We start from the raw sequence: 26,867 nt of genomic DNA, 5'->3' as shown, positions 1-26,867 counted from the left end.
TTCTGATAGAATTTGATAGTCCTACGGACTTCCTTAATAATTCTTGTCAAAAGAGGTGGTTTTCAAGCGTGAATTAATGGTCTCTTTAGGCAAATTTATATGAAATTTAAAGTGGTTTTATTAGTGTGAACTATCGGTTTCGAGAAGCGAATCGGTGTCTTCCGATACGTGAAATATTCAGGTATAACTGTAATATTTACCTTAGCTGTATTGGCTGAATAAACTGTACCGTTACTTCCAATCCAATCAAAACTTACGTTTCCATTCCAGTCTTTGTTAGGTACAAAAACTAAATTACTTAAATTATCTACAGTTATTTCTTGATTTAAGGTTACTGCTGTTCCATTAAGCTTAAGCTGTCCATTGCTAGGAAGACTTATTATTTGAATTTTGCTAAGATTATTATTAGTCCCTGCTTGAAATTGATTTATGAAGTCTGATGCAGCAAAGGTAATATTAGTATCTTCATTTCCACTTTTGCTAAAATTAGAAACTGTTGGAGTTACCTCAAAAGTTAAATCCACAGCTTGTCCTGGAAAATAGGTCCAAGTATCTATTCCTTTTACATCTCCAAAGTTTTGGAAATAAGCGTTTGTACCATTACTACTATCAACACCGTTCAAAGCGGAAATAGGATTAATATTGTATGCTGTACTACTAGCATTTAAATTAACAGTTGTATTGTTTGAAGTAGTGTAATTACTTTCATCATAATAAACTTTATATTTATCAGTATAATCATTTGGATTAGCATATCCAGGTGCATTCATTAACTGAACCTTTATACCGAAAGGATTATGCTCAGCATCAAGCATTGGGAAATGATATTCTCCACCTTTCATTATTAAATGAGCAGAGTATGTTCCAACAGGAAGCTTTTTACCACTTTTGTCTGTACCATCCCATGTCACAGTGTTTTTTCCTGCAATACAAACATTTTCAATTACCTTATCTGTAGCTAGATTAAAACCACCGGTACCATCTGTATCTATTACTAGTCTATAGCTTGAAGCTTTATCAGATACAAAGCTGAAAGTTCCTCCATTGCTAAGCTGAGTTTTACTCTGTGTTCCTGTATTGCCAGTAAAATTGAAGTTTTGTGGAACTGCAGGCGCAATAGCCTCTGGAGATAAATTGCTAGGAAGATCTTGTGATGGATAGTTAAAGAATACATTATGGGTTATGTCAGTAGCTGTATCAGCCACATCTGGCCTTTGAGGTGAGACATTTCCCAATATATGCTTTAATGTATTGCTTGTACCGTCATTGGTTGCAGCTGTCTTGTCCTCGACAACTGAATGATACAAGGTCATATTACTTGTACTATCTACAAAGCCTCTGTTATTTGAGAAGAATAGGAAACCATTTGGGTCAAGTCCATTCATGGAAGTTTTATATACGTATCCATCCTTAGTTAATACATAGAAATCACTATTTATAACTTTTTCAGCAGAAGCAGCTGTTGTTGCTGTACCATTTATAGAGGAATTCTTTCCAACAAATAATGATACATAAGACGTAAATACTCTACCTTTTCTTTCATTACCCGTCATATCTTTTACTGTTATATCCCACGCTCCAATAGTATTACCTTGTGCCGCCATAAAATCATCTGTAACCTTCTGTATTGCAGACGATGCTCGTACAGACTTTGCATCCCAGTCTACGGTGTTCTTATTAGTAGCAGCGCCTGTTGAATCATAATAACCTGGTTCAGTAGGATCATCAGCATGTTTACCTGAACCCCTAAACTCCACCTTCCATACTCCTGAAGTATCAGCAGTAATTGTTATTGGTGTATATCCGCCTGAGCTTGGATTAGGGCCAGCTGACTCTTTCTGAACAGAATCGATATATCCTAATCCAGTATTTTTATCAACATGATAGCCTGTCCTTGTACCATTTGGCTTGGTAACATATATTTCATAATCCTTTGTAGGGTTAGAAACAATTACACTGGAACCTAAGTTTATAGTTTCACCAGCATTAACAAATACATTCAACTTTGTTTGTCTTGGAATATTTGCATAAGTGTCATTGCTTGTCCATTCTGTATAAGCCCTATAACCTGCATTTTTAACCATATCTTTAGTGCCTTCAGCTTTTACCTTAGTTGTATGCATAACATTATAAGAAATGGCTGCTGTGGCTATTAGCATCATAATTTTCGTTTTACTTTTTAACAAAATCTCACCTCTTCTATTTATGTAAAAAATCTTCAAATCAATATTTTTATAGGCCTATTAAATATGCTTATCTCAAGCTGTGAATAAAATATATTCATTTTATGTATATAAAATTTAATAAAAAAACCGACCAATTATAAAAATTGGTCGGTTGCACTATTAACTCCTTATGTACAAAGTGCCCAGATAAGTACATAAATCAATGTTTCCACATTTTTTCATAAGTTTACTATTATTTTTATAAGAATTATCATAGGATATAATATGTATTACGACAAATTATATCATTATTCATCATATTTATACATCTATATAAAATATTATATAAGAATCAATTTCATTGTCAATATCTAAACTTAAATAATAATTATTATTAGCAAAACTTAATATTTTTAACATTCTCATTATTGTTTTATACAAATATAAAAAATCACATATAATAGAATTAAAATAAAATATAGAGTGCTATCTATTAAACTTAAACATTATTCATTTCATAAAAGTGTTACAGGAGCAAATACATGACTTTAAAAACGATAATTAAATTGATAGAAAATGAATTATTACCAAATATCAATCTTAAAAGTATAAAGCCTAATGATCCGATTATTGTTAGCAATGTACCAAATCAATGGAAAGTATTAGGCTCAGGAAATTATGCTGCTGTACTGTATAATAGCAATTTTCCTTATTATGCAGTTAAAATCTATGCAGAGAATCGACCAGGTATAGATAAGGAAATAGAAGTATATAACAAACTAGGCTATCATCCTTCTTACTCACAATGCTTTTATCATGATAAAAACTATCTTATTCTAAGACGTCTTGACGGAATAACACTATATGATGCTATAGTAAAAGGAATTCAAATACCGGAAAGTGTTATATCTGATATAGATAAAGCTTTAGATTACGCTATCACACGAAACTTATATCCTCATGATGTACACTTTAAAAATGTTATGATGAAGGATGGTAAAGGTTTCGTTGTTGATGTTTCTGATTTTTATAAATATGAAAAATGCCTTTTATGGGCTCACTCTAAAAAGGCTTATAATAAAATTTATAAAAATATACTGTATAAATTACACCCTCCAATTCCTAACTTTATACTAAATATTATAAGAAAAATTTATCAGCTTTATAAAAGATAGAAACGATGATGAAGCGTATTTCCTCAGCGTTTTTATTTTTTATATAATTTATCTAAATTATATTTTAAGTAAATTTCTAACAAACTAATTTTTAAGGTCTTTTTACATACTGCCTATTCATGATTTATCTATTAATAAATATTAATCCAATAAAACAAAATGCTATCCCAATAATCTTATTAATCCCAAAGCCCTCTTTATAAAATAAAATGCCTATAGGAATAAGCAAAATAGCGAGTAAGATATTTGCAACTAATGAACCCACGCTTATATTCCAACCTGCTCTATATGCCATTATGTATCCAAATTCCAGCCCAACTATACCAAAGCCAAGGACTACACTTGCCCAATTCAGTTGTCTAAAACACTGTATAAGTCCTCTATCACCTTTGTTAAAATTAAATAGTAGTAGAGCTATAACTGCTCCAGTCAAATAGGTAATCATCAGTGATGCAAATGGATTCGCCTTCTCAGGTATTGACTTTGAGCAAATATTATAAACTGTATTGGATGCAACTATCAATACAATAGAGAATACATACATAAACATAATTTTTCCCCGCTTAATTCATATAATATTTTTCTCACTAACTTATTGATTATTAGATGTTACTATATTCCTTAACATTTTACTCAATTTCAAATAAAATAATACTTATTAATAAGTATTAGATATACTAGTAAAGTCTTCTTATCATATAAATTACACTTTCTTAGGTAGTAAAAAAGTTAATTAAGCAACCTCCTGCAGTGAGCTTTTTTTACGCATCTGCCTTTCCGAATGTATATGAGGAAAATTTGGCAAGCGAATAAGATCTTTTTACTGTTCACCCTAAATGGCCATTCTAGTTCTTTGATATTACTAGGTTTAACTAGTACTTTTTGTATAAGTAGTGTTAACAGTAAAGAATTTATATTTCCCTTTAAAACAAAAAATAGCGTTTGAACTATTTACTTATAAATAATCCAAACACTAACTATACTTTAAAAGGTAACTTTTTTCGCCATTTATTAATTTACACAAAGAAAAATATGATTTTACTGAATTACAAGTCCAAGTCACTTTCCCATATATACAGCATCTCATCAGACCAATAACGGCTAGGAAGTATAATAGTTGCCTTACTTCTGTATGGAGCTATCAAAATAGGGAAGCATCCTTTCTTTAAGTATCCATCAGGTATATGGTTTCTATGTACCATAATCGTAGTATAATATACATCTCTTCCTTCTGTAAATTCATAAGGAAGCTTAAGATTCATGATTCGTTTATATTCATCAGTTATTGCATCTGTAAACTCTTTGATATTTTTTGGAGCATCATCAACTCCCTTATAACTATAAAGAACAGAAGCCATTTTTCTAAGCTTATCAAAGTTACCATCAAAATAATTATCAGGACTGTATATGATTGCTGCAGGAGAATCATTATTTCCTTTTTCAAAAAGTGTAGTATTAGCCTGAACTAAGCATCCATAAACGATTTTACCTTCCTTATATAAAACACCAAGATCCAAGTAAATCAAGTTCAACTTATCTTTTACGTTTGTTTTAAGCCAAGAAGGTTTAACAAACTTATCCTTTTTAACGCTAACGAAAGTAAAAAGATTTTTCTTTCTATATAATTCCCTAGTTTTTTCTATAGCTATCTTCATCCCTATCTCCCTTTCTTTACAAAAACACTTTAAACTCCCATGCTTAAAATACTTTAATTACTAAGTAGAAATTTCATTATCAATCTAGATACCAGTAAGTACTAGTATCCCCTTATAAACAATATAAAACCAACTATATTATACAACATATAAAATGCTATGCAAATTAGTAATCTGCATAGCATTTTGTTTACTGTTTGTGAAAGTATAATTTTCATTGAACAAACCTATCACTATTAAAGATTAAAAATAGCTTGTTGAGCTATAAAGTAAAAAATTTAAACTTAGCTTTCATAACTCAGCTGCCATGGTATACCATATTTATCTGTAAGTGATCCATAACATTTGCTCCAAAAGGTTTCCTGAAGCTCCATCTCAACTGATCCACCTTCGCTTAATTTATTGTAATAATTCTTTATATCATCCATGTTATTGCTCACAACTGTCAAACTTATATTATTTCCTTGAGTAAATTCACTTCCTGGAAAGGTGTCTGAAAACATTATGGTACTTCCACAAATATTTAGCCTAGTATGTAACACTAAATTCTTAGCCTCTTCAGGCATAGGAAAATTAGGATCAGTACCGCCTTCTCCAAAAGTCATAATTTGAGGTTCCTCTGTACCAAAAACCTCAGAATAGTATTCTACTGCTTCTCTACAATTACCATTAAAATTAACATAAATATTTACAGCCATAGACGTCAACTCCTTAAATAATGTTATGTTCTTAAAAACTACTTCAATTACTTTAGTTGTTCCTTTTATAAAGGGAGTTTATTCTAAGAATGAAATAATTTATATAATCAAGCTTTACATAGATATATTAACTCTGATGCAGATAAATTTTTGTAAAAATATGAAGCTCAAGCATTACAATTTATTATTAATTTTCTTAGAGATTTTTCAGAAGTGACCTAGCCTAACATTAAAGATTAGTTTATCAAGACAATATGTGAACACTCTATTTATTTTTACATTCGCTCAATTAATTCTTGTAGTATGTATTCAGTTATTTCAACCTGAATGTTATTTAGATTTAACAGACCACTTGGATATTTATGACATAGCGTGAGTCTTGTAGGAAATGTTGGCTTTACCCCTTATAGTTATGCAACATTAATTCTTATAATAAAAATATACCTAACTCTACAGTTTCTAGAATCAGGTATATTTTTATTATATATTCTGTTTTTTCACACTAAACAACGCTACGTTAACACATAGTATTAGTGCTGCTAACCATATGGCTTTAACTCCAAATAATATAGTCAGTATGGCTCCCACAAATGCTCCTAATATAAAGCATATTATAATAGTAAAAAGTTTTTTTGCTCTTTCCGATGCTTTTTTATCTTTTTTAGTTATAGCTGCATATGCAGCCTCACAAGCAGTTCTTAGGTTTCCTGTAGTCATTGTTGTGCTATATGGACAATCACCCAATTTTCTAAAAGACGCTATTTGTAAGGAAGACACAAAGGAGATTATTGTATTTACTATAATATCTGAATTGCTTTTAGGGATAAGCCCAGCTACCAAAAGAACTAATATTTCTAAAACCAAGATAGCTTTTCCCCACTCTTGTATAAACATCTTTGGTGAATTTCCCTTTATGATTTCAGTTACTATAACCCCTAAAATAAAAGCTATTATTGGTGGCAGATGTTCTAAAGCGTGTATCCATTGTCCTTGGGCTCCATAAATACCCAAAAGAACTATATTTCCTGTTTGAGCGTTTGAAAACACTCCACCTCTTGCAATAAAAGTATAAGAATCTAAAAAACCGCCTACAAGCGCAAGAAGTATGCCAAATAACACTGTTTCGTGGATTTCATACTTTGAATATGATAATCTGTCTCTTATGTCAAAAACTTTACTGTTCAAGTGAAAGCCCCCTTATAAGTTGTAAATCTTTTTGAATAAAAATATTCCAAAAATATTATAGCACTTCCACAAAATTATGCTTTCAGGTTTTTTATCGAAATTTGCTGTTTCATCAAATTATGCTTAGATTTTTCTAGGATTTTTAAGATTTTCACATATGCTTACTTACATATTGCTTAAATTCATTGGTTATATCATTACCTGTATTATCAATCACTTTTACTTCCTTTAAATCTTTATTGTTTTTTTGTGACATAATAAAATAATCATTTTTTAGTTTGAAGTTATCTTTCGATAATTCCTCATTGGATCCATCTGCATATATTAGTAGTAGTTTGTCTATTATTTTTTTATTATCCTTACCATAAAAGATAAAATATTTACTGTTGTTCAAATCTATATTTTCCATTGAAATAAATTGTCCTTCAGGAGCTTGTGAACTAAATTTCATCTTAACTTTATATCTATTTAAGAATATCTCTTCCACTGTTACTACTCCTATTCTATTATCATTTCCATATAAGCAAACCTTACTATGACCTATATCTTCTGATGCAGTAAAATCTATGCTTCTCATATCATACTTTGAATCAGAATCCTTTGATAGTATTTCTCTTTTTATTGAATTTTCATTATCGCCAACTGTGGCCATATAAGTGATAGTTACTGCTAAGGTCAAAGAGATTATAAGTGGTATCAGTACTATAGAAGCGATTTTGTATACTCTTTTTAAAAAGCTGTTTCCATAATAATCTTTATATTCGCTTTGTTTTAGTTTTCTTTCTAAAGGGATGTAAAAACTCAAAAATCTAATGAAGGGAACTGTTAAGAATGTAGTTATTAATACAACACATAAGTTCCATTTATTTGACCTTGCTATATCATTTTGCAATATAAATAAATAATATAATGAAACAAATTCAACTCCATACCCTGATAAAAATATTATTAGTCTTTTTCTTAACCATGATATCTGCTCTCTAGGGTCATTATAAATGCCTATTTCTTCACCAGTATTACTAGCCGTGGATCTAAATATTCTGTAATTATTATTTTCATAAACTATTTGCCAGCCGCTCTCTTTGAACACGGTATAGTATTCATCTAAATCTTTAATGTGCTTATTATAATCAACCTTGTAAATTATGTCCGAACTAGTTCCTTTTATAAAAGTATATACCCCAAAACAGTTTACTCTTTCGAAAATCCATCCATCATTAGCCATTTTCCTAAGCCATTGTTCTAATCTATCATAGTCAAAAACGTAGAAAAGTTTGAATATCTTTTTAGTTTCCACCAAAATCAACTCCCCCCAATATATTTTTAGCTTCTCTTCCCAAAGTTTCAATTCTACTAAATTCCAACCTTACTACTTCTCTACCTAGTGAGGTCAGTCTATAAGTTTTTCTTCTATCTGCAGTTTCTGCTGTTTCAAACACCTCTATTAATCCATCTTTAGTTAACTTTGATAAAGCTCCATACAAAGTCCCGGGCAAAAGCACCACTCTTGAATTTGTAACCTTATCAACAGTTTGCATTATTCCATATCCATGAAGTGGTTCCCATAAGGAAGCTAAAATAAAAAAGGTTGTTTCGGTTAAAGGAAGGAACTCTTTAGCGTTTTTTCTCATAATTACACCTCTTCACATTAATATCGACCTTCTATATATAGATATATGATATATTTACACTCTATATATCGAATGTCTATATATAGGATATCTATATAGTATTCTCATTTTCTTATAATGTCAATATTTTACTTGTAAAAAAAGTACATTTTAGAAATATATTTCATTATGTAATATTTTTTTTACAAATATGTTTTTTCTGGACCCAAATGAAGAAATTCTAGTATGAGACATCTATTTTTTACTTTTTACCCTAAATAGATTTTCTAATTTCTTGAATTTACTAGGTTTAGTTAGCATTTTTTATACTTCCATTAACATTAGCAAAAATCTATAATTAGTGTTTTAGTTCCATATTAATATGTGTTAAATAAATGTTGGTGCACCACAACAACATTTATTTAACACATACATATAGAAGAAAAACAATCACTATAGTCCCCCCTTCCTATAGTGATTGTTTTAAGTAACTATCTGCAATATTAAAATTTATTTACGTTTCTATACGAAATGTACAAGAATAAACTTCATAAAAACTTATTAATTAACAATACTTATTTTATTGATTTGTAATAGCTCCAAAGAATTCTATATCTAACTTAGCATTAACATTTATCTCTGCTTTTTTATATTGGTCTTTCCAGCTTTTTGATTTCCAATACTTATTATGCTTTGCCCTCATTACCTCACCAAAGCCTACTGGATCAGAGCCAATTTCTTGAAGATAAGCTACTAGATCTGAACAATCTGAAGACATACATCTACTAACATCATCTTCAAATAGCTTTTTGTCCTTTGGATTAGACAAATCAATTTCTCCTAAATATTCTGTAACTGACCCTTTAAATTTTAAGTCTATATCTATAGTAACTTTATCATTATCAGTCTTAACTTTAACTTTTCTATTTTTTAGCTTCATCTCTAAGGAAGCCCCATTTTTTTTGTTACCTTCTGATCTTTGTGCATATTTGCCATTATACATATAGTGAATCCTGCCTTTTTTCCCTCTTAAAGAATTTAACATGGCAGCTTGTTTTGTATTTATTGTTCCAACTAACTTATCACCATTAAAAACCGCTGAACCTAATACTGTAATTCCATTTCTATCATATCCAATATAAGTTGCAGTAGGGTCTATAGTTTTACTATGACTTAATATAGAAAATTGATAAATTTTTGACTCCAAGGTAAAAGAATTTTTAATTGCTTCATCAAGTAAATCATTAACATAAAAAGAAGGTCTTTGTTTGTCTTTAAAATCTTTGCTATATTCAATAAGTTCCTTTGGACTTCCTTCAACTATCACTAAATTTGATATCAAAGAGCTTTCAGGACTTCTTAAAAAATACTCCAAATATTCATCTAACCCGTTTTTTGATATGTCTTTAGAAAAATATATTTGCTGATTTTTACCTCCCTCTATATTTTTTCCAGAGGAAAGTTTCAGCTTATCTTGAGCTTCTTTCATAAGGTTAGTAGTTGTTGACAAAACTTCAACCTTTTCTTCTGCATAGGGATCCACCTCTGGCATATTAACAGTATAAACTATCTTATTATTTTCACTGAGCTCTACCCCAGTTTGAAGGATAAAACCTATCTTTTCAAATATCTTTTGATCCCAACATCCATTTTGAAGGAGAGTAAAAATTAGCATTACTGATATAATTAATATTTTTTTAATTCTCTGCATTATCTTTTACTCCTTTTCTTCTAAAATAGGATAAAATTAGGCATAAGATAAAAAACAAATATATTGCTATTCCAAACTGACTTAAAATCTCTCTATACAGAAAAACCTGGTTAAAATCTCTTGGAATTCTACTTACTAAAATAAGTATATAAGTTCTATTTAATAAAATTCATTACCATTTAATTTCCGTTTATACTATTTGCTAAGAATACACAAAATAAATATATATTTATTTTGTGAGGTGATTCAAATGAATAATGTGATGAAGAATACAGTTGAATATAATAATAAAGCAATATTGGAATTACAAGCGGCAATGAAAAAAACTAAAAATATAAGAATGTATAAACGATACTCTGTAGTTTTAAAGCATCTTCAAGGCTTTCAGAATAAAGTAATTGCAGAAATGGAAGGGTTAGAAGAGCATGCTGTTGGTAGCTATATTAAAAAGTATAAAGTCAATGGGTTAGAAGGTCTTGCTATGAAGAAACCATCTGGTGCCCCTAGAAAATTAAGCCCTGAGCAAGAACAAGAACTTATTTATGTAATAACAAATAACACGCCTGACGAAGTAGGCTTTGAAGCAATAAAAAACTGGACAATTAAGTTAGTATGTCAATGGGTTATGCTTAACTTTAAAATTATTATAAAACATAGCAGCATGGCAGTTATACTTCATAGGCTAAATTTGAGTTATACAAGACCAACATACGTACTTAAAAAGGCTGATAAGGAAAAACAAGAAGTTTTTAAAACAGATTTTGAAACTCTAAAAAAAACACCTTGATGGCTTAGTTGATACTATATTATTTCAAGATGAATCAATGATAAGAGATTATCAGGCTATTCAAAAGACATGGTTTGTAAAAGGTCAACAACGAAAGATACCTACTTATGGAAAGAATGCAGGCGTAAAATTAATAGGAATATTAGATTATGAAACCGGTCATGTCTATTGTGAAGAACATGATAAATATGATGCTGTAGTATTTCTTGAGTTTTTAAAGAAGGTGCTTTCGCAATACCCGAAGGGTAAAATAGTGATTGTTCTTGACAATGCTAGGATTCATCATGCTAAGTTGATACAACCGTTTTTGGAAGAAATGAAGGATAGACTTGAATTAATGTTTTTACCACCATATAGTCCAGAACTAAATCTAATTGAGGGGTTATGGGGATGGTTAAAATCATCTGTAGTGAATAATGTGTTCTTTAAGAGTGTGAATCGTGTTAAGGATTCAATACAAAATTTCATTAGAACAATAAATAAGGTTCCTACAGCAACAATAGACAGGCTATGCGTTAGAATGTAGAAACCTTATTAGAACTTATATATAATAAAAAATATTAATACCATACCTCTTGTATCCTTCAAATTAAATAACTTTCCTAAACTGTAGTAAGCCGCCATCATATAAGCTCTCATGGAGCATCCCATAACCACAAACCAAACGGTTATAAGATACAAGTCTAGTCTTTCTAAAACTGGTGCTTTATAAACTCTAGCGATATTAAAAAGAGGAAGATTTTGAACTTTTAGAAAGTTTTCACCAAACAGTGCTGTTCCAGAGAGAACTATCATCAAAGAAAATATAGTGCTCAATCCAATTGCTATAGCATGCCATTTCATTAAGTTTTCTTTATCAGTGATTTCTGGATAAATGAAAGCTATTATTTCTAAACCTAAAAAAGCAAAAAAACCTGTTCTTACATTTTGTAATATTTTCAATACACCTGCTTCTCCCACTGGCATAAGGAAAGATATATTATAATCTTTCCATAATAGTAATAAATACAAAAAAGAAACAAGATATGACACACAAGATACATACTTAAATCTAACTACATACTTAAGTCCGGATCCCACCATATATATAGATGGTAGCATTATAAATGGTGAAATTACATAGACAGGTGTAGTTGGTAGTATAGTTATTTCTAAAAATACTGAAAAAGCTCTTACACTGTTTGCTGCAGCTAAAAACAAAAATACTATTAATAATACATTAAAGCAGCTTCCAATTATTCTGCCATAGATAAGTTTATTTATATCATATATAGACTTATCCTTATATCTATTTAAAAGATGAATCATAAGTACACCTATAACTATAGATAAAACTCCTGATAACAAAACAGATATCCATCCATCATGCCCAACAGCTCTTGACATTACAGTTGGAAGAGTTATCATTGATACTCCTGTTTGGGCCACGAAAGTCAATAATACCATCTGTTTAGAGGTTACATTGTGTTTTCCCGTATCATTCACCTCCTCTAAACTTATTTTTAGTCTTCGTCATAGAAGTTCTCTTTTTCAAGAATTTAAAGGGTATTCTCAAAAAACTATCTTTTAAATCATATTTCTTAAGAGGAACTACTGGCTGAAAATATGGTTGACCTAAGGATTCAAGCTTAATCAAATGAGCCATGGTTAGGGCAAAGCACATTACAATAGCTATAATCCCAAATATTGAAGCTAGTATCATATATGCAAATCTTAAAATACGTATAGCTGTAGCCATATCCTGACTTGGCAATGTATAAGATGCTACTGCAGTTACTGCAACAATTATTATTAATAGATTACTAACTATACCTGCCTCTACTGCAGCCTGACCGATAATAAGACCTGCAACCACACTTATAGCAGTTCCTACATAAGTTGGAAGTCTTATGGCTGCTTCTCTTATCATATCTACAGTAAATTCTAGCATCAAAGCCTCTATAATAGGGGGGAAAGGAACCTTTGATCTAGATTCTGCTAAAGAAATTAATAAAGAAAGTGGTACTGCATAGTAATGAAAGGAGATTATTGCTATATACATAGATGGCAGCAAAAGAGCTATAGTAAAAGCTATAATTCTTAATAATCTATAAAAAGATCCCGAAACCCACATAAAAGCGTAGTCATCCATAGCTTGAAAAAAAGAAAAGAAGCTAACGGGCGCAATAATAACTCTTGGGGTCCCATTCAACATAATAACTAATCTCCCTTCTAAAAGAGAGGCTACAGCTTTATCTGGTCTTTCTGTAGATATAAATTGTGGAAACACTGAGTTAGGAGAACTTATTATTTTCTGTTCGATAAATCCAACCACAGGAACACCATCTGAATCAATACTTCTTATTTTTTCAAAAGTACTGTTTACTAAGTCCATATTAGCTATACCATTAATATAGGCAATGGCAGCGGTTTGCTTAGTTCTTCTCCCTAATACCACAATTTTAAACTTCAAATCATTATTTTTAATAGCTCTTCGTAGTATAGACATATTTATGTCTATTGGCTCAACAAAGCCTTCATGAGATCCTCTGATATTCTTCTCTGTTACAGGTTCATCAATGGCTCTTTTTTCATAAAGTAAATTTAGAGACGCTATGGCATAAGGTATCTTATCACAAACAAAAACTATACTACCTGAAGTTATACTTTCAATTATTTCACTAGTAGCATGTAAAAGTTTTATTTCACTAGAAGGAACATTATTTACGTTCATTTCATTAGATAATTGTTCTAAAGTCATATTTATTAATGGTTTAATAAAATCCCTTTGCATCAAATTATAGTCAACCATCTCATTAACATAAATAAATAAAGCTTCATATTTATTTTCTATATATACTTTCTTTTTAACTATGTCTGGACAATCTACTAAGGCATTATCTATATCTTTAATTATTATATTTTTATTTATATTTTCCTCCATTATTTCCACCTCAAATCCATTATGCCCAAAGTAGCATTTCTTAATGTATTTCACTAATTTGAAAAAGCTTGGCCACTTGATACAAAGTGTATTGTGTTATATACTAGGAATGTCGTCATTAAAAAATTTTTAACAATTTAGAGGATTATTATTACAAATTTTAATTTATCAAATCATTTTTTATATATAAACATGCTTATAGAAAGGCGCTGAATAAAATGACTTCGATTAATAACACTAGATTACTTCAGAATAAATCCTTAAGATTTCTTATTGTAGCTAGAGTATCTACCAACTTTGCTTATCAAATGCTTACAATAGCAATAGGTTGGCAAATGTACTCATTGACCCACTCTGCTTTTTATCTTGGGCTTGTTGGCTTAGTTCAGTTTTTACCTATGCTATTACTATCCTTATTTGTTGGACATCTCGCTGATAGATATGATCGTAGAAGAATAATAAGTATAAGCCAAGTATTTGAAGGTTTATTTATATTAACATTAGCTTATGGTAGCTATAGCAATTGGATTACAAAAGAAAGATTTCTTCTTCTAATTTTCTTCATTGCTATATGTCATTCCTTCCAAGGTCCTCCAATGCAAGCCTTGCTGCCTAATATAGTTAGTAAAGATATTTTTCCTAAAGCTTCGGCATTAATGTCTTCTGTATCTGAGTTTGCAGTAATTATAGGACCTGGCGTAGGAGGAATCCTCTATTCATTTGGACCTACTTTAGTTTATAGCTTAACTGGTGTTTTAATTTTTATATCCAGTATTTTAATAGCACAAATCGCTATGAAAAAAGAGAGCTTTAAACCTGAACCTGCTAGCTTAAAATCTTTGTTTGCAGGAATTTCGTTCATTAAGAGTAGACCAATTGTATTAGGTGCTATCTCTTTGGATTTGTTTGCGGTACTTTTTGGAGGAGCTACAGCCTTGCTACCGATTTATGCTAGTCAAATTTTAAATATAGGTTCTTTCGGTTTAGGTATTCTTAGATCAGCGCCAGCTGTTGGTGCACTACTTATGTCTCTTTATCTTGCAAAAAAGCCTTTAAAGAAAAAAGTGGGACAAACAATGTTTATAGCAGTTATATTTTTCGGGCTATCTACAATAGTTTTTGCTATTTCAAGATCTATTGTTATATCCTTCTTAGCGCTTTTTGTTCTAGGGGCTTCTGATGTAATTAGCGTTGTTATACGTTCTACCCTTGTCCAACTTGAAACTCCAGATAACATGAGAGGTAGAGTAAGCTCCGTTAATATGATATTTATAGGAACCTCTAACCAATTAGGTGAGTTTGAATCAGGTCTAACAGCTTCCTTGTTTGGTACAGTACCTGCTGCTTTAATTGGTGGCATAGGAACTATAACTGTAGTCTTAATTTGGATGAAGTTATTTCCTCCTCTTGTAAAGGTAGATAAATATGATGAGTTGAAAGCTAGTTAAGGCTTATATTTTTAGTTTTTATTCTATATCCCATCAATCTGTTCTAAACCATTAATATTGCTAAGTTTATCAAAAAAATTATAGTTTGCTATATAGTAAAAAGCCATGCATATAGGTAATAACCTAATACTGCATGGCTTTATTTTACTGTATATATGACTTCAGTTATTTTTTATAGTTATGTTGTGCTTAATTTGAATATGTTGCTTTAATTTCGCCTTTATTCTAGGATTTTCATTACTTTTTTATATCTTAAACTTTGATATGCTGCTTTGAAGTTCTATAACTATTCCAGTTAAAGCTTCTGCTGCTTCAGCTACTTGCTGCATTTGTACTATCTGATCTTCAGAAGAAGAAGCTACATCCTTTATGCTGTTGGAATTTGATCTAGATACCTCTGAAACATTTTCCGCAGCATTTATCATAGCTTGTGAACTTTCTTTAATTCCACCTATTACATCAACTATTGCGCTCATCTGCTTAGACACATTTTCTATAGAGTTCACGATATAATTAAAGGATTTACCTGCATTATCTATCATATCTTTTCCTCTATCCACAGCAGAGTTACCTGAGCTCATGGCAATCATAGCTTCTGCAATCTCCTTTTGAATCTCCATAATAAGTTTGCTTATCTCTCCTGAAGCATTACCTGATTGCTCGGCAAGCTTTCTCACTTCGTCAGCAACTACCGCAAAGCCTTTACCTTGTTCCCCTGCTCTAGCAGCCTCAATTGCAGCGTTTAAAGCTAGAAGATTTGTCTGTTCAGAAATTTCATTAATAAGTGAAACTATACTATCTATCTTATTCGATTTTTCACCTAAATTATTAACAATTTTAGCTGATTCAGATACTTGGTCACTTATTTGCCCCATATGTTTAATAACATCATTTATTACCTGCTCTCCTGATTTAGCTCTATCAGTAGCTTCTGAAGAAAGTTTAGAGGTTGATATAACATTTTCAGAAATATTAACTATGCCTTCATTTATATATTCCGCTACGTTTGATATCTCCTCAGTATTCTTAGCCAACTCTTGAGCTTTACTAGACATATCAATTACTATATTAGTAACCTGTTCAGCAGAAGTATGTGTTTCTTCTGAACTAGCAGTCAACTCTTCAGAAGTACCAACTATATTATCTAAGCTGTTCAATATATTGCCGAATACCTCTCTCAAGTTTTCAGTCATATTATTTAAATCCTTAGACATTTTACCAAGTTCATCTTCAGATCTTACTTCTATATTATGAGTCATATCTCCACTAGAGATTATTGAGGTAAGCTTAGTTACTTTGCCAATACTGTTAGTTAAATAATTACTAAAAAATACAATACTGATAATAATTAAAGCTATCAAGATTATACTTATAATAACCAAGAGATTGAGTAATGACTGCAAAGACTTATACATTTCCGAATTAGAAACAGTAATCCCAACTACCCAATCTGTTCCTTGTACAGGTTCATAATATACAATTCTTTTTTCATTACCATTGCTGTACTTATCATGTCCACTATTGCCACTTAAAATATTAGAACTTATAGCTGAAAACTTACTGTCTTCACTAATTTTACTTTTCATTACTTTTTCAGCTGCAACGCCAGCGATATAAGTCCCATCCTTAGTCAATAAGAAGGCCTTGCTGGTGCCACCTAAGTTTATATCATTTACTATTTTTTGAAGATTAGTTAGTTCTATATCTGCTGTAGTAGCCCCCATAAATTTACCTTCACTATCATAAAAAGGAGCTGCCGCTGTAGCCATGGTTAGCTTCGTATTTTCATCATAATATGGTGGGGTCCAAATCACTGCAGATTTAGTGCTCTTAGCATTAGAGTACCAAGGTTGAGAGGGATAATTATAGTCCTCTTTCATATAGTCCTCAGTATAAACTACCTTATCTCCGTCTTTATAAGCATATGGTCCATAGTACTTAAGTTCATTTTTATACTTATTTGCTTCAAACCAAATACCAGTTCCTAAGGTATCTTCATTAATAGAAGCATATCTTTTTACTAAATTTGCATACTGATCTGTTGAAATTGTATTTGAAGAAATCTCTGCTGTTCTTGCCAAGCTTTCTGCTACTCTTGCATTTGCATTGATTCTATCACTAATAGATAAACTCAATTCATCCATTTTATTATTAATCTTAGAATCAATCTCTTTACTTATTATATTTTTACTAACAAAGTAACTGGATAACGAAAGAATGCTTAATAAAACAACTGTTACTGGAAGTATTGATACTAATGTTCTTATTCTTAAACTTTTAATTTTCAAAACTAATTCCCCCTAACTAAAAATATCTTCACGATAATTTTCGACATTTTTAGAGCAAATCTTTAATTAAATTTTAAAAATCTAAATAAAAAAGTTTCAAATTCAAAGTATCATACCAAATTAAGCAGATTGTATATTTTTTACTTCTTATAATATTTATCAAGCATAATTCTATGAGTGTTAGGTATATCTTCTGGTAATTTATCGAAAGCGAAAAATTTAAGTTCTCTTGTCTCCACATTATCCACTTTTAGTTTTCCACTATAAGTCTTAGTAACATATCCAATTGATATAAAGTAAGCTTTGTCACCAGTTGGAAATTCAATATAACAACCTTTACCAGATGTAGTTCCTAGTAAAGTCAAATTATCTATATCGAGCCCAGTCTCTTCTTTCGCCTCTCTCTTAGCGGTATCTTCAAGTGCTTCTCCAAGCTCAGTAATGCCTCCTATCAATCCCCACTTATAGGGAAAGGTTCCTCTCCTTTGTAAAAGCACTTCATTTTTATCATTTATAATCAATACATTAACTCCAGTAAGGTTAATAGCATCATGCTGAACTTTCTCTCTTATGTATTTTACATAATCCATTTACATCCATACCTTTCTTTTTATAATTTATGTTACTATATAGTTTCTAAAGATACACCAAAGTTACTAATTTTTGAGTTAAGATTTTTAAAATACTGTTTCCTATTTCCTTGCCAAGTATAAAATTTTGCTATCCATACCTAGATTATTACCTATCTTCTGTATAAACTTAACTATATATTAGTATGTATTAAATAAATGTTGCTAGATATTTGTTATAATATCCTAGTTTTTATTAGAAAACTATTGTTTATGTTTAATATTAAAGTAGATACTTTAAAATATATCACTTTTCTGAACGTATGCGAAGAAATTCTGGAAGGCAACGTAACTCTATTTTTTTTACTGTCTACCCTAAATAGCTACTCAAAAGCCTTAATATTACTAGGCTAAGCAAGAAAAAACTTCATAACTAGTCTTAACAATAAAAAAAGCTACTGAAGTGTTATTTTTCAGTAAGCTTTTTTGCGCATCTGCCTTTCCCTATCTATATTATGAAAACTTGGCATGCGAATAAGATTTAATTTTTTTACTGTTTATCCTAATAGATGCTCTAAGTGCCTGAAGTTACTAAGTTTACCTAATTAAAAACTTATATTTTCATTAACAGTAATTTGCATTTCGGGACAAAAGCTCCGTCCCCGTGTCCCACCTAAACAGTTATTAAATTATCTTCTTCCAGTACATTGGTTATTGAAGGCTGTAGAAGTTCTAAACCAAGAGTTTCTCTTAAAACATCTTCAATAGTCTCAACAATTATAAACTGCAGATCTTTTCTTACTTCTTCAGGAATATCTAATATATTCTTTTCATTGTCCTTTGGGAGTATTATTCTCTTTATTCCTGAACGATGTGCTGCTATAACTTTTTCTTTAATTCCTCCAACGGGAAGAACCGCACCTCTTAAGGATATTTCTCCTGTCATGGCAAGCTTTGAGTCTACATCATGGCCAGTTAATAATGATGCCATTGTTGTGAATAATGCAACACCTGCAGATGGACCATCTTTTGGAGTAGCTCCTGCTGGTACATGTATATGTATATCATTTTTATTAAATTCAAAACCCTTTAATATGTGACTGAGCCTTGAACGTATTAGACTGTGTGATATTCTTGCAGATTCCTTCATCACATCACCTAATTTACCAGTAAGCATAAGTTGTCCATTACCAGGCATAGTTACTCCTTCTATGAAAAGTATATCTCCTCCAACTGGAGTCCAAGCAAGTCCAGTTACTACTCCTGGCGCATTCTTTTCTTTTGCTATATCATATTGTATTGAGTCACGTCCTAATATGTCAGTAAGCATATCTTCTTTTATTATGTAAGGTAGTTCAACTTCACCTATTACAATCTTTTCTGCTGAAACTCTAGTTATTTTAGACAACTGTCTCTTTAGTCCTCTAACCCCAGCTTCTCTTGTATATTTTTCAATTACAGCCTTTATTGCATCATCTTCTATCTGCAATTGGTCACTACTTAGTCCATGATCTTCAATAACGGAATTTATAAGATGATTCTTTGCTATATGGAATTTTTCTGTACTTGTATAGCTGCTTATATCTATAATTTCCATACGATCTCTTAATGGTCCTGGTATATCTCCTAAGGAATTGGCTGTAGCTATAAAAAATACCTCTGATAAATCATAAGGAACTTCTAAGTAATGATCTGAGAAAGTACTGTTTTGTTCTGGATCAAGTACTTCTAGCAGTGCACTTGAAGGATCTCCATTTGCAGACATTGATAGTTTGTCTATTTCATCAAGTATGAAAACTGGATTTTTCTCACCTGCTTTTTTCATCCCTTGAATTATTCTTCCTGGTAACGCACCAACATAAGTTCTTCTATGTCCTCTAACTTCTGCTTCGTCTCTTACACCACCAAGACTTATTCTTACGTATTTTCTATCTAAAGCTTCTGCAATACTCTTTCCTAAGCTTGTCTTACCTGTTCCTGGAGGTCCAACTAGAAGTAGTATGGAACCTTGTTTATTCTGCTTTAATTTCATAATTGTAAGATGCTGTATTATACGATCCTTAACTTTATCTAAGCCATAATGCTTGCTGTTAAGCAAATCTCTTGCAGCTAAAATATCAATGTCCTTGACTTCACTTTTTCCCCAAGGCAAGCTAATTAATAAATCTAGATAATTTCTAATAACATTTCCTTCTGTGCTATTTGCACTTTGTCTCTCTAACTTTTCTAATTCATTAAAAGCAACTTCTTTTACATCCTCTGGCATGCTAGAATCCTGAATAAGTTTTTTATAATCTTTCTTCTTAGTATCATTACCTTCGCCAGTTTCATTAAGTTCTTCTTGAATTGCTTTTAGCTGTTGTCTTAGTATCTGCTCTCTATAGCTCTTATTTACCTTTTTATTGAACTTTTCTGTCATCTCAACTTGAAATCTTACAGCTTCTCTTTGCTCGATTAAGATATCTAAAAATCTTAAACTTTTCTCTCTTAATGAACGTATTTCTAAAAAAGCCTGTCTTTGATCAAAAGATATATTCATGAACGGGAACAAGTAAGCTACCATACTCTTTATATCTTGAAGGTTATTAATATAATCAACATATGCTTCCGAGCCTTTAAAATTAGCACTTATTTCCTTAACTAAACTCTTTACATTCTTCATCATTTCGCTTTGACTGTTTTCGTCTATATCTACTACATCTGGGATAATTCCATAAGTTACTTTAAAATCTTCTCCATCTGGAATAATCTCCTCAGCATAAACCCTCTCAATTACATCCAACTCAAAATGATATCCATCCTTAAGAGGTTTAGCTTCTTCAACTTTAACTAGTGTTCCTACTGTATAAAAGTCCTGTTCATCAAAGCTATCTATCTTATCGCCTTTAACAGCTAGTACAATTCCGTAGTTATCTTCTTCAGCAACTTTATCATAAAAGCTAGCCCCTGCTTCTTCATTTACTTTAACAGTGACACTCTTACCTGGTAAAAGTACTGTATTAGGTATTATTATTAACGGTAATGTATTATTTCTACTAAATTGATTCATATATATTCATCTCCATCTTTTAAACACTAAGGTGTTCAATTTATTTATTCCTGTAATTGCTATAATTCTATAGTTATAGAACTATAGAATATAACTTGGTGATTTAACTTAATTATCTAATGATTAAGATTTACTCTACATATTCTAATTAGGAATCAATCCCATTCCAAAGAAACAAAGGCTCTTAATATTTCTTTATTTAATCTATAATAATGATAAATCCCATCTTTTCTAAGCTCTATTAATCCGCAATCTGCTAGCTGCTTCATATGATGAGATAAGGTTGACTTTGCACATATACAAGCTTTATCTTCAATCTCATTACAGCTAAGCTCTTCCAGCGTATATAAAATTTTGATAATTTTTATTCTTGTTGGTTCACCTAAAGCTTTATAAATCTTAACAGCTTGTCCAATAGTATTTTCATCAAGTTTCATACGAACCTTCTCCTGATAATTTTATAGTTCTATATTTATCGAACTTTAGATTATAATAACATCTGTCTTCTGTTCTGTCAATATTAATTCTCAATTAATTCTATATAGATATCCAACTCCAACTATTAATTTATATATGCCCGATAATCCCCAGAAGCCGGTATTATCGAACATACATAAATTAAGTTTTCGTAAAGGATACCTATATAAAACCACATTGTATAGCTTTCATCTTAATATACTTAAATTGAAGTTATACATTGTTATAGGGAAGCAACTTCAACTTTTAATTTATACTTCTTTGATATATGAACCCTACAAACCACTTTACTATTGACATGTTTTTATATTTTGGCAGATAATAATAGGTAAATATTAAATATATTTTAAAAAAATAAAATTGGGGGCACATTATATATGGAATTTTCAAAAATAACAAAATCCATGAAGACTTCAGAAATAAGAGAGATACTAAAATTAATCGAAAATCCTGAAATTATTTCATTTGCTGGAGGGCTGCCAGCGCCAGAGTTATTTCCAAAGGATGAGATTATAAGTTTAACTGCTGAGATTATCAATATAGAAGGAAATGAAGCACTTCAGTATGGTACTACTGAGGGATATAATCCTTTAAGAAAAGCAATATTAGAACAAAGGCTTATCCCCTTCGGAATGAAGGGTTCTATAGATAACCTTCTAATTACCAGTGGATCACAGCAGGGATTAGACTTTAGCGGAAGATTGTTTATCGATGAAGACGATATAATCATAGTAGAAAAACCAAGTTATCTAGGCGCTATCAATGCATTTAGAACCTATGGAGCCAAATTTGTAGAAATACCAATGGATCAGGACGGTATGATTGTTGAAGAGTTAGAAAAAGCTTTAAATTTATATCCAAAAGCCAAATTTATTTATACAATACCAGATTTCCATAATCCTACTGGTATTACTATGTCTATAGAAAGAAGAAAAAAACTTGCAGAAATAGCAAATATATATAAGATACCAATATTAGAAGATAGTCCCTATGGAGAATTAGTGCTTGAAGGTGAAAGGCTGCCTACTATAAAGAGCTTCGATACTGACGGATATGTAATATATTTTGGTACTTTCTCAAAAACCTTTTGCCCTGGATTGAGGCTAGGTTATATCTTTGCAGATGAAAATGTAATAAACAAATATGTTACTTTAAAGCAAAGTTCTGACTTACAATGCAGTTCACTAGATCAAAGAATTTTAGCGTATTATTTAAATAACTATGATCTAGATAAGCACATAAATAAGATAAAGCAGGTGTATAGAAAGAGACGAGATTTGATGTTCGAATGTATGGACAAGTGGTTGCCTAAGGAAATAGAATATACAAGATCAAGAGGCGGCCTGTTTACTTGGTTAAAGCTAAGAGAAGATATGGACACTGTAAAATTATTAGAAGAAGCTCTTAAGTTCAATGTTGCCTTTGTTCCAGGAGGTTCGTTTTTTGCAAATGGTGGAGTTAAAAATTATCTTAGATTGAACTACTCTAATATGCCTGAGGAAAGAATAGTAGAAGGAACCAAAAGACTCTGTGAACTTTTGCAAAATTACTACTAAACTAAAAATAAATTAGATAAATAAAATCTCTTCTTATTGGAATAATAGATAAGGAGGGATTTTTATGTATGATCTAAAAAACTATCAACCAACAAATGAAACTACTAAAACTGGTGAGATAAACAGTGATAGTAAACCAGTGGATATAGGTGATAGAGGTTATTACAGAACTCACTTAACTGATAGTGTTCTGTATACCAAAGCTTCCTATGTTCCAACAGAATCCCTATTCTAAAATTAAAAAATAGCTAAGACACCTGTGTCTTGGCTATTTTGCTTTTTATTCTTTCTCTAATATATATTTAAGATGTCAACAGATACAGAATCATTAGCTCTTATCTAAAATATAATTTTCTACAAAGAAGAAAGCTCTTTGTCATCATATATCAAAGTATATATTTAATTTTATATTAAAACAAACTGCTACTGCTCCCAAATACTCACATTATTAACAAAACGAAATCCATTGGTTGAGTAAAGTTTCTTAGCTATTTCATTCTGCTTATCAACTCTTATGGCAATTTCTTTTATCCCTCTGTTATAAGCAATATTAACTAGATGATTTAGAAGATATGTACTAAATCCCATCCCTCTATATTCTTTAACTATACCTAAATTAACTATAAAATAGCTACCGTTATTAAATATAATCTGCCCATAACCTATTGATTCATCACCATTTTTTATGAAAACAGAGGAATTTGGTAGATAGTAATCCTGGCATTGATCGTAATATATATCATCCAAAGTTAAAGGAATTCTACTATCCTCTTCAAAAATATTATTTTGAAGATTACATCTTAAATCTTCTTCCTTGTTATTCTCCATGAGCTTAAATGAAATATTATTAGGTAAATCTATATCAGGCATGGCTGTTAGATCCTTTTTCATCAGTAGTGTCTCACTTGTCTTTCGAAAACCTAATGACTTGAGTATAGAAATACTAAAGTCGCTATCCTCACATTCATATATAAAGAGACCTCTTTCAAAAAACTTGTCTTTATCCTTATTTAACTTATCCCCTAGATTTCTATCTATTACTAAATCCTTTATTGAATAAGTTTTTTCATATATCTTTTCAAACCACAAGTACCCTACTAAGGCCTTATCTAAATATATATATCTTATGTCTTTTATAAAAAATCTTAATAGACGAGGCTTAGAATAATAGTACTTTTCAAGGCTAGTATTGAATGAATTGAAATCTCTTGATTTTTTTAAAAGGTCTATTAATTTATCTTTTTTGAAGCAAAATCTTTTAATCTTAATCATACCATTATGTCCTTTACATTATTTACCTAATAATATTTTAATATTCTTCTTAAAATAAATCAACAGACAACTAAAATTATGATGCTGAACAAATACATATAATGCGCTATAAAGAAACTAAAAATTAGTTTAAACTAACTTTTCCATTACTAGATTTATCTGATTATAACATATATTTTACTAAAGAATAAAAGAGTATAGAATCACTATAATTCTACACTCTTTTTAATCTAGTATTTAGACTATAAGATTCCTATATCGAAACTTAAGTTATACTTGTTCGATAATCGCGGCTTTTGGGGATTATCGGGCACGTATAACTTAATAGTTGAGTTAGAAAACCTATAATATATATTTTTAAAATTATTATATTATTGAAATATCCTAATTATACATCCTTTATACTTAATCCAATACGTTTGTTTTCTTTTTCTACTTTTATTATTCTAGCTTTAACTAGTTCTCCCACCTTCAAAACTTCTGAAGGATGATTAATCTTGTTATAGGATAATTTAGAAATATGCGCTAAACCATCTACTCCTGGTTCTAACTCAAGGAAAGCACCAAAATCGTTTAATCTTGCAACTTTACCTAATACTATATTACCTTCAGGATATTTTTCTTCAATGTCTTGCCAAGGATCCTGAATTAATGCTTTTATACTTAAGGATACCTTTCTGTTTTCAACATCTACAGCCAACACTTTAGCTTTAACCTTATCATCAACTTTAAGAACATCTGAAGGATTGTTTATCTTACCCCAGGATAATTCGGATATATGAACCAATCCATCTATTCCGTTTACTTCAACAAATGCTCCAAAGTTTGTAAATCTCTTAACAGTTCCTTCAACTACGTCTCCAACAGTTAAAGAGTTAAGAGCATTTTGTTCTCTTTGATCTCTTTCTTGTTCTAATAAAGCTCTTCTTGAAGCAACAATTCTTATATTTTTTTCCTTCTCAACTTCAATGAATTTCACTTCAAGGTCTTTACCAAGGTAGTTATTAAAGTCACCAGTATATCTAATATCTACTTGAGATGCAGGAATAAATACTCTTAAACCTTTAAATGCAGCCACCAAACCACCATTTACAATCTCATTTACTTTTACAATAGCTATTTTTCCTTGATTAAAGTATTCAAGTGCTTCATCAAAAGCTTTTTCTTTTTCTAGCTCTATCCTTGATAACACTACGTACCCTTCTTCATTTGATAATCTCAAAACTTTAGCTTCTACATCTTCACCAACTTTAAAATTTTCACCTAAACTAGTTTTTACGCTTTCATCAACTGATATTTCAGAATAAGGAATAACTCCATCAGCTTTATACCCATCTATAGCCACAATTATTTCATTTCTAACTATTGATAATATTTCACCTTTTAATATCTCACCTACGTGTATCTTCTTATTAGACTTTTCCATTAACTCTAATTGCTCGTTAAATTCATTATTTCCGTTATTCATTTTATCAATAACCTCCTTAATTATCCAATCAGGTGTAGAGGCACCTGCAGTTATTCCAACAGTATTGATAGAATCATCTTCAAGTAAATCTTTAGGCAATTCTTCTAGATTTTCTATATGAAAAGTTCTTTCACAATTACTTCTACAAATTTGAAATAATTTTGTTGTATTAGAACTATTCTTACCACCAATTACAATCATAGCATCAACTTTTTTTGAAATTTCCTCTGCACTTTTTTGTCTTACGTCAGTAGCAGAACAAATAGTATTAAAAGCTAATACATCTTTACTATTATTATTTACTGAATCTAATGCTTTTTCCCAGTTTATTTTTTTCTCAGTTGTTTGAGAAACTATACAAACCTTATCTGGAACTTTATAATTAAACTCCCCATTCTTAGTAACTATGGCTTCGTTATTGCACCATCCGTTAATTCCTACTACTTCTGGATGGTCTTTATCGCCTACTATTATAATATTGTATCCTTCATCATGATATTTATTTACTTTCTTTTGAATATTAGTAACATAAGGGCATGTGGCGTTTACTACAGTTACACCCATATCATTAAGTTGATCAATCAATGCCTTAGGTACACCATGAGAACGTATTACTACAACATCATCTGATGAAAGAGTGTCTATCTCCTCTAACTTAATAGCAAAAATATTATTGCTTTCTAGCATTTTTACTACATCGTTATTATGGATTAATGGCCCTAAAGTAAATATTTTTTTATTATATTGCTTTTGAACCTTTAAAGTTTCTTCTACAGCTCTTTTTACTCCAAAACAAAATCCTGCACTTTCAGCAAGTAAAACCTTTTTCAT

At 30.6% G+C, this 26,867-nt stretch carries 21 protein-coding genes and 1 riboswitch; of the genes, 5 read left to right on the top strand and 16 right to left on the bottom strand.

Annotation, left to right across the window (positions count from 1 at the left end):
• Positions 1-95: 95 nt before the first annotated feature.
• Entirely contained in the window at positions 96-2,186 is a 2,091-nt protein-coding gene (locus tag C1I91_RS13765; protein ID WP_128213408.1) for a hypothetical protein, read from the bottom strand.
• Between the two features lie 136 nt (positions 2,187-2,322).
• A riboswitch (cyclic di-GMP riboswitch) is annotated at positions 2,323-2,405 on the bottom strand.
• A 302-nt stretch (positions 2,406-2,707) separates the two neighbouring features.
• On the opposite strand from C1I91_RS13765, the gene C1I91_RS13760 reads away from it, so the two are divergent.
• Positions 2,708-3,340, top strand: coding sequence for a protein kinase family protein (locus C1I91_RS13760; protein ID WP_128213407.1), 633 nt, complete (start codon positions 2,708-2,710; stop codon positions 3,338-3,340).
• A 124-nt stretch (positions 3,341-3,464) separates the two neighbouring features.
• On the opposite strand, the gene C1I91_RS13755 is transcribed toward C1I91_RS13760, so the two are convergent.
• The 7 genes from C1I91_RS13755 to C1I91_RS13725 form a co-directional block, all read right to left on the bottom strand.
• Positions 3,465-3,890 carry an EamA family transporter gene (locus C1I91_RS13755; RefSeq protein ID WP_128213406.1) on the bottom strand — a complete coding sequence of 142 codons (426 nt, stop codon included), beginning with the start codon at positions 3,888-3,890 and terminating at the stop codon, positions 3,465-3,467.
• A gap of 496 nt (positions 3,891-4,386) precedes the next feature.
• The gene (locus C1I91_RS13750) at positions 4,387-4,995 is read right to left on the bottom strand and encodes a hypothetical protein (protein ID WP_128213405.1); all 609 of its coding nucleotides are present in this window, start codon (positions 4,993-4,995) and stop codon (positions 4,387-4,389) included.
• A gap of 284 nt (positions 4,996-5,279) precedes the next feature.
• Complete coding sequence (locus tag C1I91_RS13745) at positions 5,280-5,693, bottom strand: VOC family protein (RefSeq protein WP_128213404.1); 414 nt, start codon at positions 5,691-5,693, stop codon at positions 5,280-5,282.
• Between the two features lie 480 nt (positions 5,694-6,173).
• A complete protein-coding gene (locus C1I91_RS13740) occupies positions 6,174-6,878 on the bottom strand; it encodes a YoaK family protein (RefSeq protein ID WP_128213403.1) in 705 nt (234 codons plus the stop codon).
• Between the two features lie 151 nt (positions 6,879-7,029).
• Complete coding sequence (locus C1I91_RS13735) at positions 7,030-8,175, bottom strand: DUF2812 domain-containing protein (RefSeq protein WP_238476039.1); 1,146 nt, start codon at positions 8,173-8,175, stop codon at positions 7,030-7,032.
• A complete protein-coding gene (locus tag C1I91_RS13730; RefSeq protein ID WP_128213401.1) occupies positions 8,165-8,509 on the bottom strand; it encodes a PadR family transcriptional regulator in 345 nt (114 codons plus the stop codon). Before C1I91_RS13730 ends, C1I91_RS13735 begins: the two co-directional genes overlap by 11 nt.
• Before the next feature lie 559 nt (positions 8,510-9,068).
• Positions 9,069-10,199 (bottom strand): Ger(x)C family spore germination protein, encoded by a 1,131-nt coding sequence (locus C1I91_RS13725; RefSeq protein ID WP_128213400.1) that lies wholly within the window; start codon positions 10,197-10,199, stop codon positions 9,069-9,071.
• 262 nt (positions 10,200-10,461) lie between these two features.
• Between C1I91_RS13725 and C1I91_RS13720 the strand changes: the two genes are divergently transcribed.
• Positions 10,462-11,512, top strand: a protein-coding gene (locus C1I91_RS13720; protein ID WP_128215994.1) for an IS630 family transposase whose coding sequence is annotated in 2 segments (ribosomal slippage) — positions 10,462-10,980 and positions 10,982-11,512 — 1,050 coding nt in all. Because the reading frame shifts where the segments join, the coding sequence is not laid out codon by codon here.
• An 8-nt stretch (positions 11,513-11,520) separates the two neighbouring features.
• On the opposite strand, the gene C1I91_RS13715 is transcribed toward C1I91_RS13720, so the two are convergent.
• Together C1I91_RS13715 and C1I91_RS13710 are read right to left on the bottom strand one after the other, a co-directional pair.
• The gene (locus C1I91_RS13715) at positions 11,521-12,393 is read right to left on the bottom strand and encodes a GerAB/ArcD/ProY family transporter (protein ID WP_238476000.1); all 873 of its coding nucleotides are present in this window, start codon (positions 12,391-12,393) and stop codon (positions 11,521-11,523) included.
• 70 nt (positions 12,394-12,463) lie between these two features.
• The gene (locus tag C1I91_RS13710) at positions 12,464-13,909 is read right to left on the bottom strand and encodes a spore germination protein (protein ID WP_128213398.1); all 1,446 of its coding nucleotides are present in this window, start codon (positions 13,907-13,909) and stop codon (positions 12,464-12,466) included.
• Between the two features lie 218 nt (positions 13,910-14,127).
• Between C1I91_RS13710 and C1I91_RS13705 the strand changes: the two genes are divergently transcribed.
• Complete coding sequence (locus C1I91_RS13705; RefSeq protein ID WP_128213397.1) at positions 14,128-15,357, top strand: MFS transporter; 1,230 nt, start codon at positions 14,128-14,130, stop codon at positions 15,355-15,357.
• A gap of 245 nt (positions 15,358-15,602) precedes the next feature.
• Here C1I91_RS13705 and C1I91_RS13700 read toward each other — a convergent pair whose 3' ends face one another.
• From C1I91_RS13700 to C1I91_RS13685, 4 genes are all read right to left on the bottom strand, one after another.
• Positions 15,603-17,645: a methyl-accepting chemotaxis protein gene (locus C1I91_RS13700; protein WP_128213396.1), complete on the bottom strand. Its 2,043-nt coding sequence runs from the start codon at positions 17,643-17,645 to the stop codon at positions 15,603-15,605.
• A gap of 140 nt (positions 17,646-17,785) precedes the next feature.
• Complete coding sequence (locus C1I91_RS13695) at positions 17,786-18,235, bottom strand: NUDIX hydrolase (protein ID WP_128213395.1); 450 nt, start codon at positions 18,233-18,235, stop codon at positions 17,786-17,788.
• A 652-nt stretch (positions 18,236-18,887) separates the two neighbouring features.
• Positions 18,888-21,263 carry an endopeptidase La gene (gene lon / locus C1I91_RS13690; protein ID WP_128213394.1) on the bottom strand — a complete coding sequence of 792 codons (2,376 nt, stop codon included), beginning with the start codon at positions 21,261-21,263 and terminating at the stop codon, positions 18,888-18,890.
• 155 nt (positions 21,264-21,418) lie between these two features.
• On the bottom strand, positions 21,419-21,700 hold the full coding sequence (locus C1I91_RS13685) for an ArsR/SmtB family transcription factor (protein ID WP_128213393.1): 282 nt from the start codon (positions 21,698-21,700) through the stop codon (positions 21,419-21,421).
• A gap of 417 nt (positions 21,701-22,117) precedes the next feature.
• Between C1I91_RS13685 and C1I91_RS13680 the strand changes: the two genes are divergently transcribed.
• Both C1I91_RS13680 and C1I91_RS28195 read left to right on the top strand, forming a co-directional pair.
• Positions 22,118-23,296 (top strand): aminotransferase-like domain-containing protein, encoded by a 1,179-nt coding sequence (locus C1I91_RS13680; protein WP_128213392.1) that lies wholly within the window; start codon positions 22,118-22,120, stop codon positions 23,294-23,296.
• A 64-nt stretch (positions 23,297-23,360) separates the two neighbouring features.
• Positions 23,361-23,531 carry a hypothetical protein gene (locus C1I91_RS28195; protein WP_164880394.1) on the top strand — a complete coding sequence of 57 codons (171 nt, stop codon included), beginning with the start codon at positions 23,361-23,363 and terminating at the stop codon, positions 23,529-23,531.
• A gap of 188 nt (positions 23,532-23,719) precedes the next feature.
• Here C1I91_RS28195 and C1I91_RS13675 read toward each other — a convergent pair whose 3' ends face one another.
• Together C1I91_RS13675 and C1I91_RS13670 are read right to left on the bottom strand one after the other, a co-directional pair.
• Positions 23,720-24,568, bottom strand: coding sequence for a GNAT family N-acetyltransferase (locus C1I91_RS13675; RefSeq protein WP_128213391.1), 849 nt, complete (start codon positions 24,566-24,568; stop codon positions 23,720-23,722).
• Between the two features lie 388 nt (positions 24,569-24,956).
• Complete coding sequence (locus tag C1I91_RS13670) at positions 24,957-26,867, bottom strand: bifunctional 4-hydroxy-3-methylbut-2-enyl diphosphate reductase/30S ribosomal protein S1 (protein WP_128213390.1); 1,911 nt, start codon at positions 26,865-26,867, stop codon at positions 24,957-24,959.

The organism is Clostridium manihotivorum (genome assembly GCF_004015185.1).
Classification (GTDB): domain Bacteria; phylum Bacillota; class Clostridia; order Clostridiales; family Clostridiaceae; genus Clostridium_AR; species Clostridium_AR manihotivorum.
The sequence above is the reverse complement of the archived record's forward strand: the minus strand, read 5'-3'. Positions and strand labels throughout refer to the sequence as shown.

Excerpts from the sequence above, each read along its gene's own strand:
- lon (WP_128213394.1), bottom strand. The coding sequence starts at position 21,263 with ATGAATCAATTTAGTAGAAATAATACATTACCGTTAATAATAATACCT.
- C1I91_RS13670 (WP_128213390.1), bottom strand. The coding sequence starts at position 26,867 with ATGAAAAAGGTTTTACTTGCTGAAAGTGCAGGATTTTGTTTTGGAGTA.
- C1I91_RS13705 (WP_128213397.1), top strand. The coding sequence starts at position 14,128 with ATGACTTCGATTAATAACACTAGATTACTTCAGAATAAATCCTTAAGA.
- C1I91_RS13715 (WP_238476000.1), bottom strand. The coding sequence starts at position 12,393 with ATGATAACTCTTCCAACTGTAATGTCAAGAGCTGTTGGGCATGATGGA.
- C1I91_RS13745 (WP_128213404.1), bottom strand. The coding sequence starts at position 5,693 with ATGGCTGTAAATATTTATGTTAATTTTAATGGTAATTGTAGAGAAGCA.
- C1I91_RS13750 (WP_128213405.1), bottom strand. The coding sequence starts at position 4,995 with ATGAAGATAGCTATAGAAAAAACTAGGGAATTATATAGAAAGAAAAAT.
- C1I91_RS28195 (WP_164880394.1), top strand. The coding sequence starts at position 23,361 with ATGTATGATCTAAAAAACTATCAACCAACAAATGAAACTACTAAAACT.
- C1I91_RS13680 (WP_128213392.1), top strand. The coding sequence starts at position 22,118 with ATGGAATTTTCAAAAATAACAAAATCCATGAAGACTTCAGAAATAAGA.
- C1I91_RS13760 (WP_128213407.1), top strand. The coding sequence starts at position 2,708 with ATGACTTTAAAAACGATAATTAAATTGATAGAAAATGAATTATTACCA.
- C1I91_RS13725 (WP_128213400.1), bottom strand. The coding sequence starts at position 10,199 with ATGCAGAGAATTAAAAAAATATTAATTATATCAGTAATGCTAATTTTT.
- C1I91_RS13730 (WP_128213401.1), bottom strand. The coding sequence starts at position 8,509 with ATGAGAAAAAACGCTAAAGAGTTCCTTCCTTTAACCGAAACAACCTTT.
- C1I91_RS13710 (WP_128213398.1), bottom strand. The coding sequence starts at position 13,909 with ATGGAGGAAAATATAAATAAAAATATAATAATTAAAGATATAGATAAT.
- C1I91_RS13685 (WP_128213393.1), bottom strand. The coding sequence starts at position 21,700 with ATGAAACTTGATGAAAATACTATTGGACAAGCTGTTAAGATTTATAAA.
- C1I91_RS13695 (WP_128213395.1), bottom strand. The coding sequence starts at position 18,235 with ATGGATTATGTAAAATACATAAGAGAGAAAGTTCAGCATGATGCTATT.
- C1I91_RS13755 (WP_128213406.1), bottom strand. The coding sequence starts at position 3,890 with ATGTTTATGTATGTATTCTCTATTGTATTGATAGTTGCATCCAATACA.
- C1I91_RS13675 (WP_128213391.1), bottom strand. The coding sequence starts at position 24,568 with ATGATTAAGATTAAAAGATTTTGCTTCAAAAAAGATAAATTAATAGAC.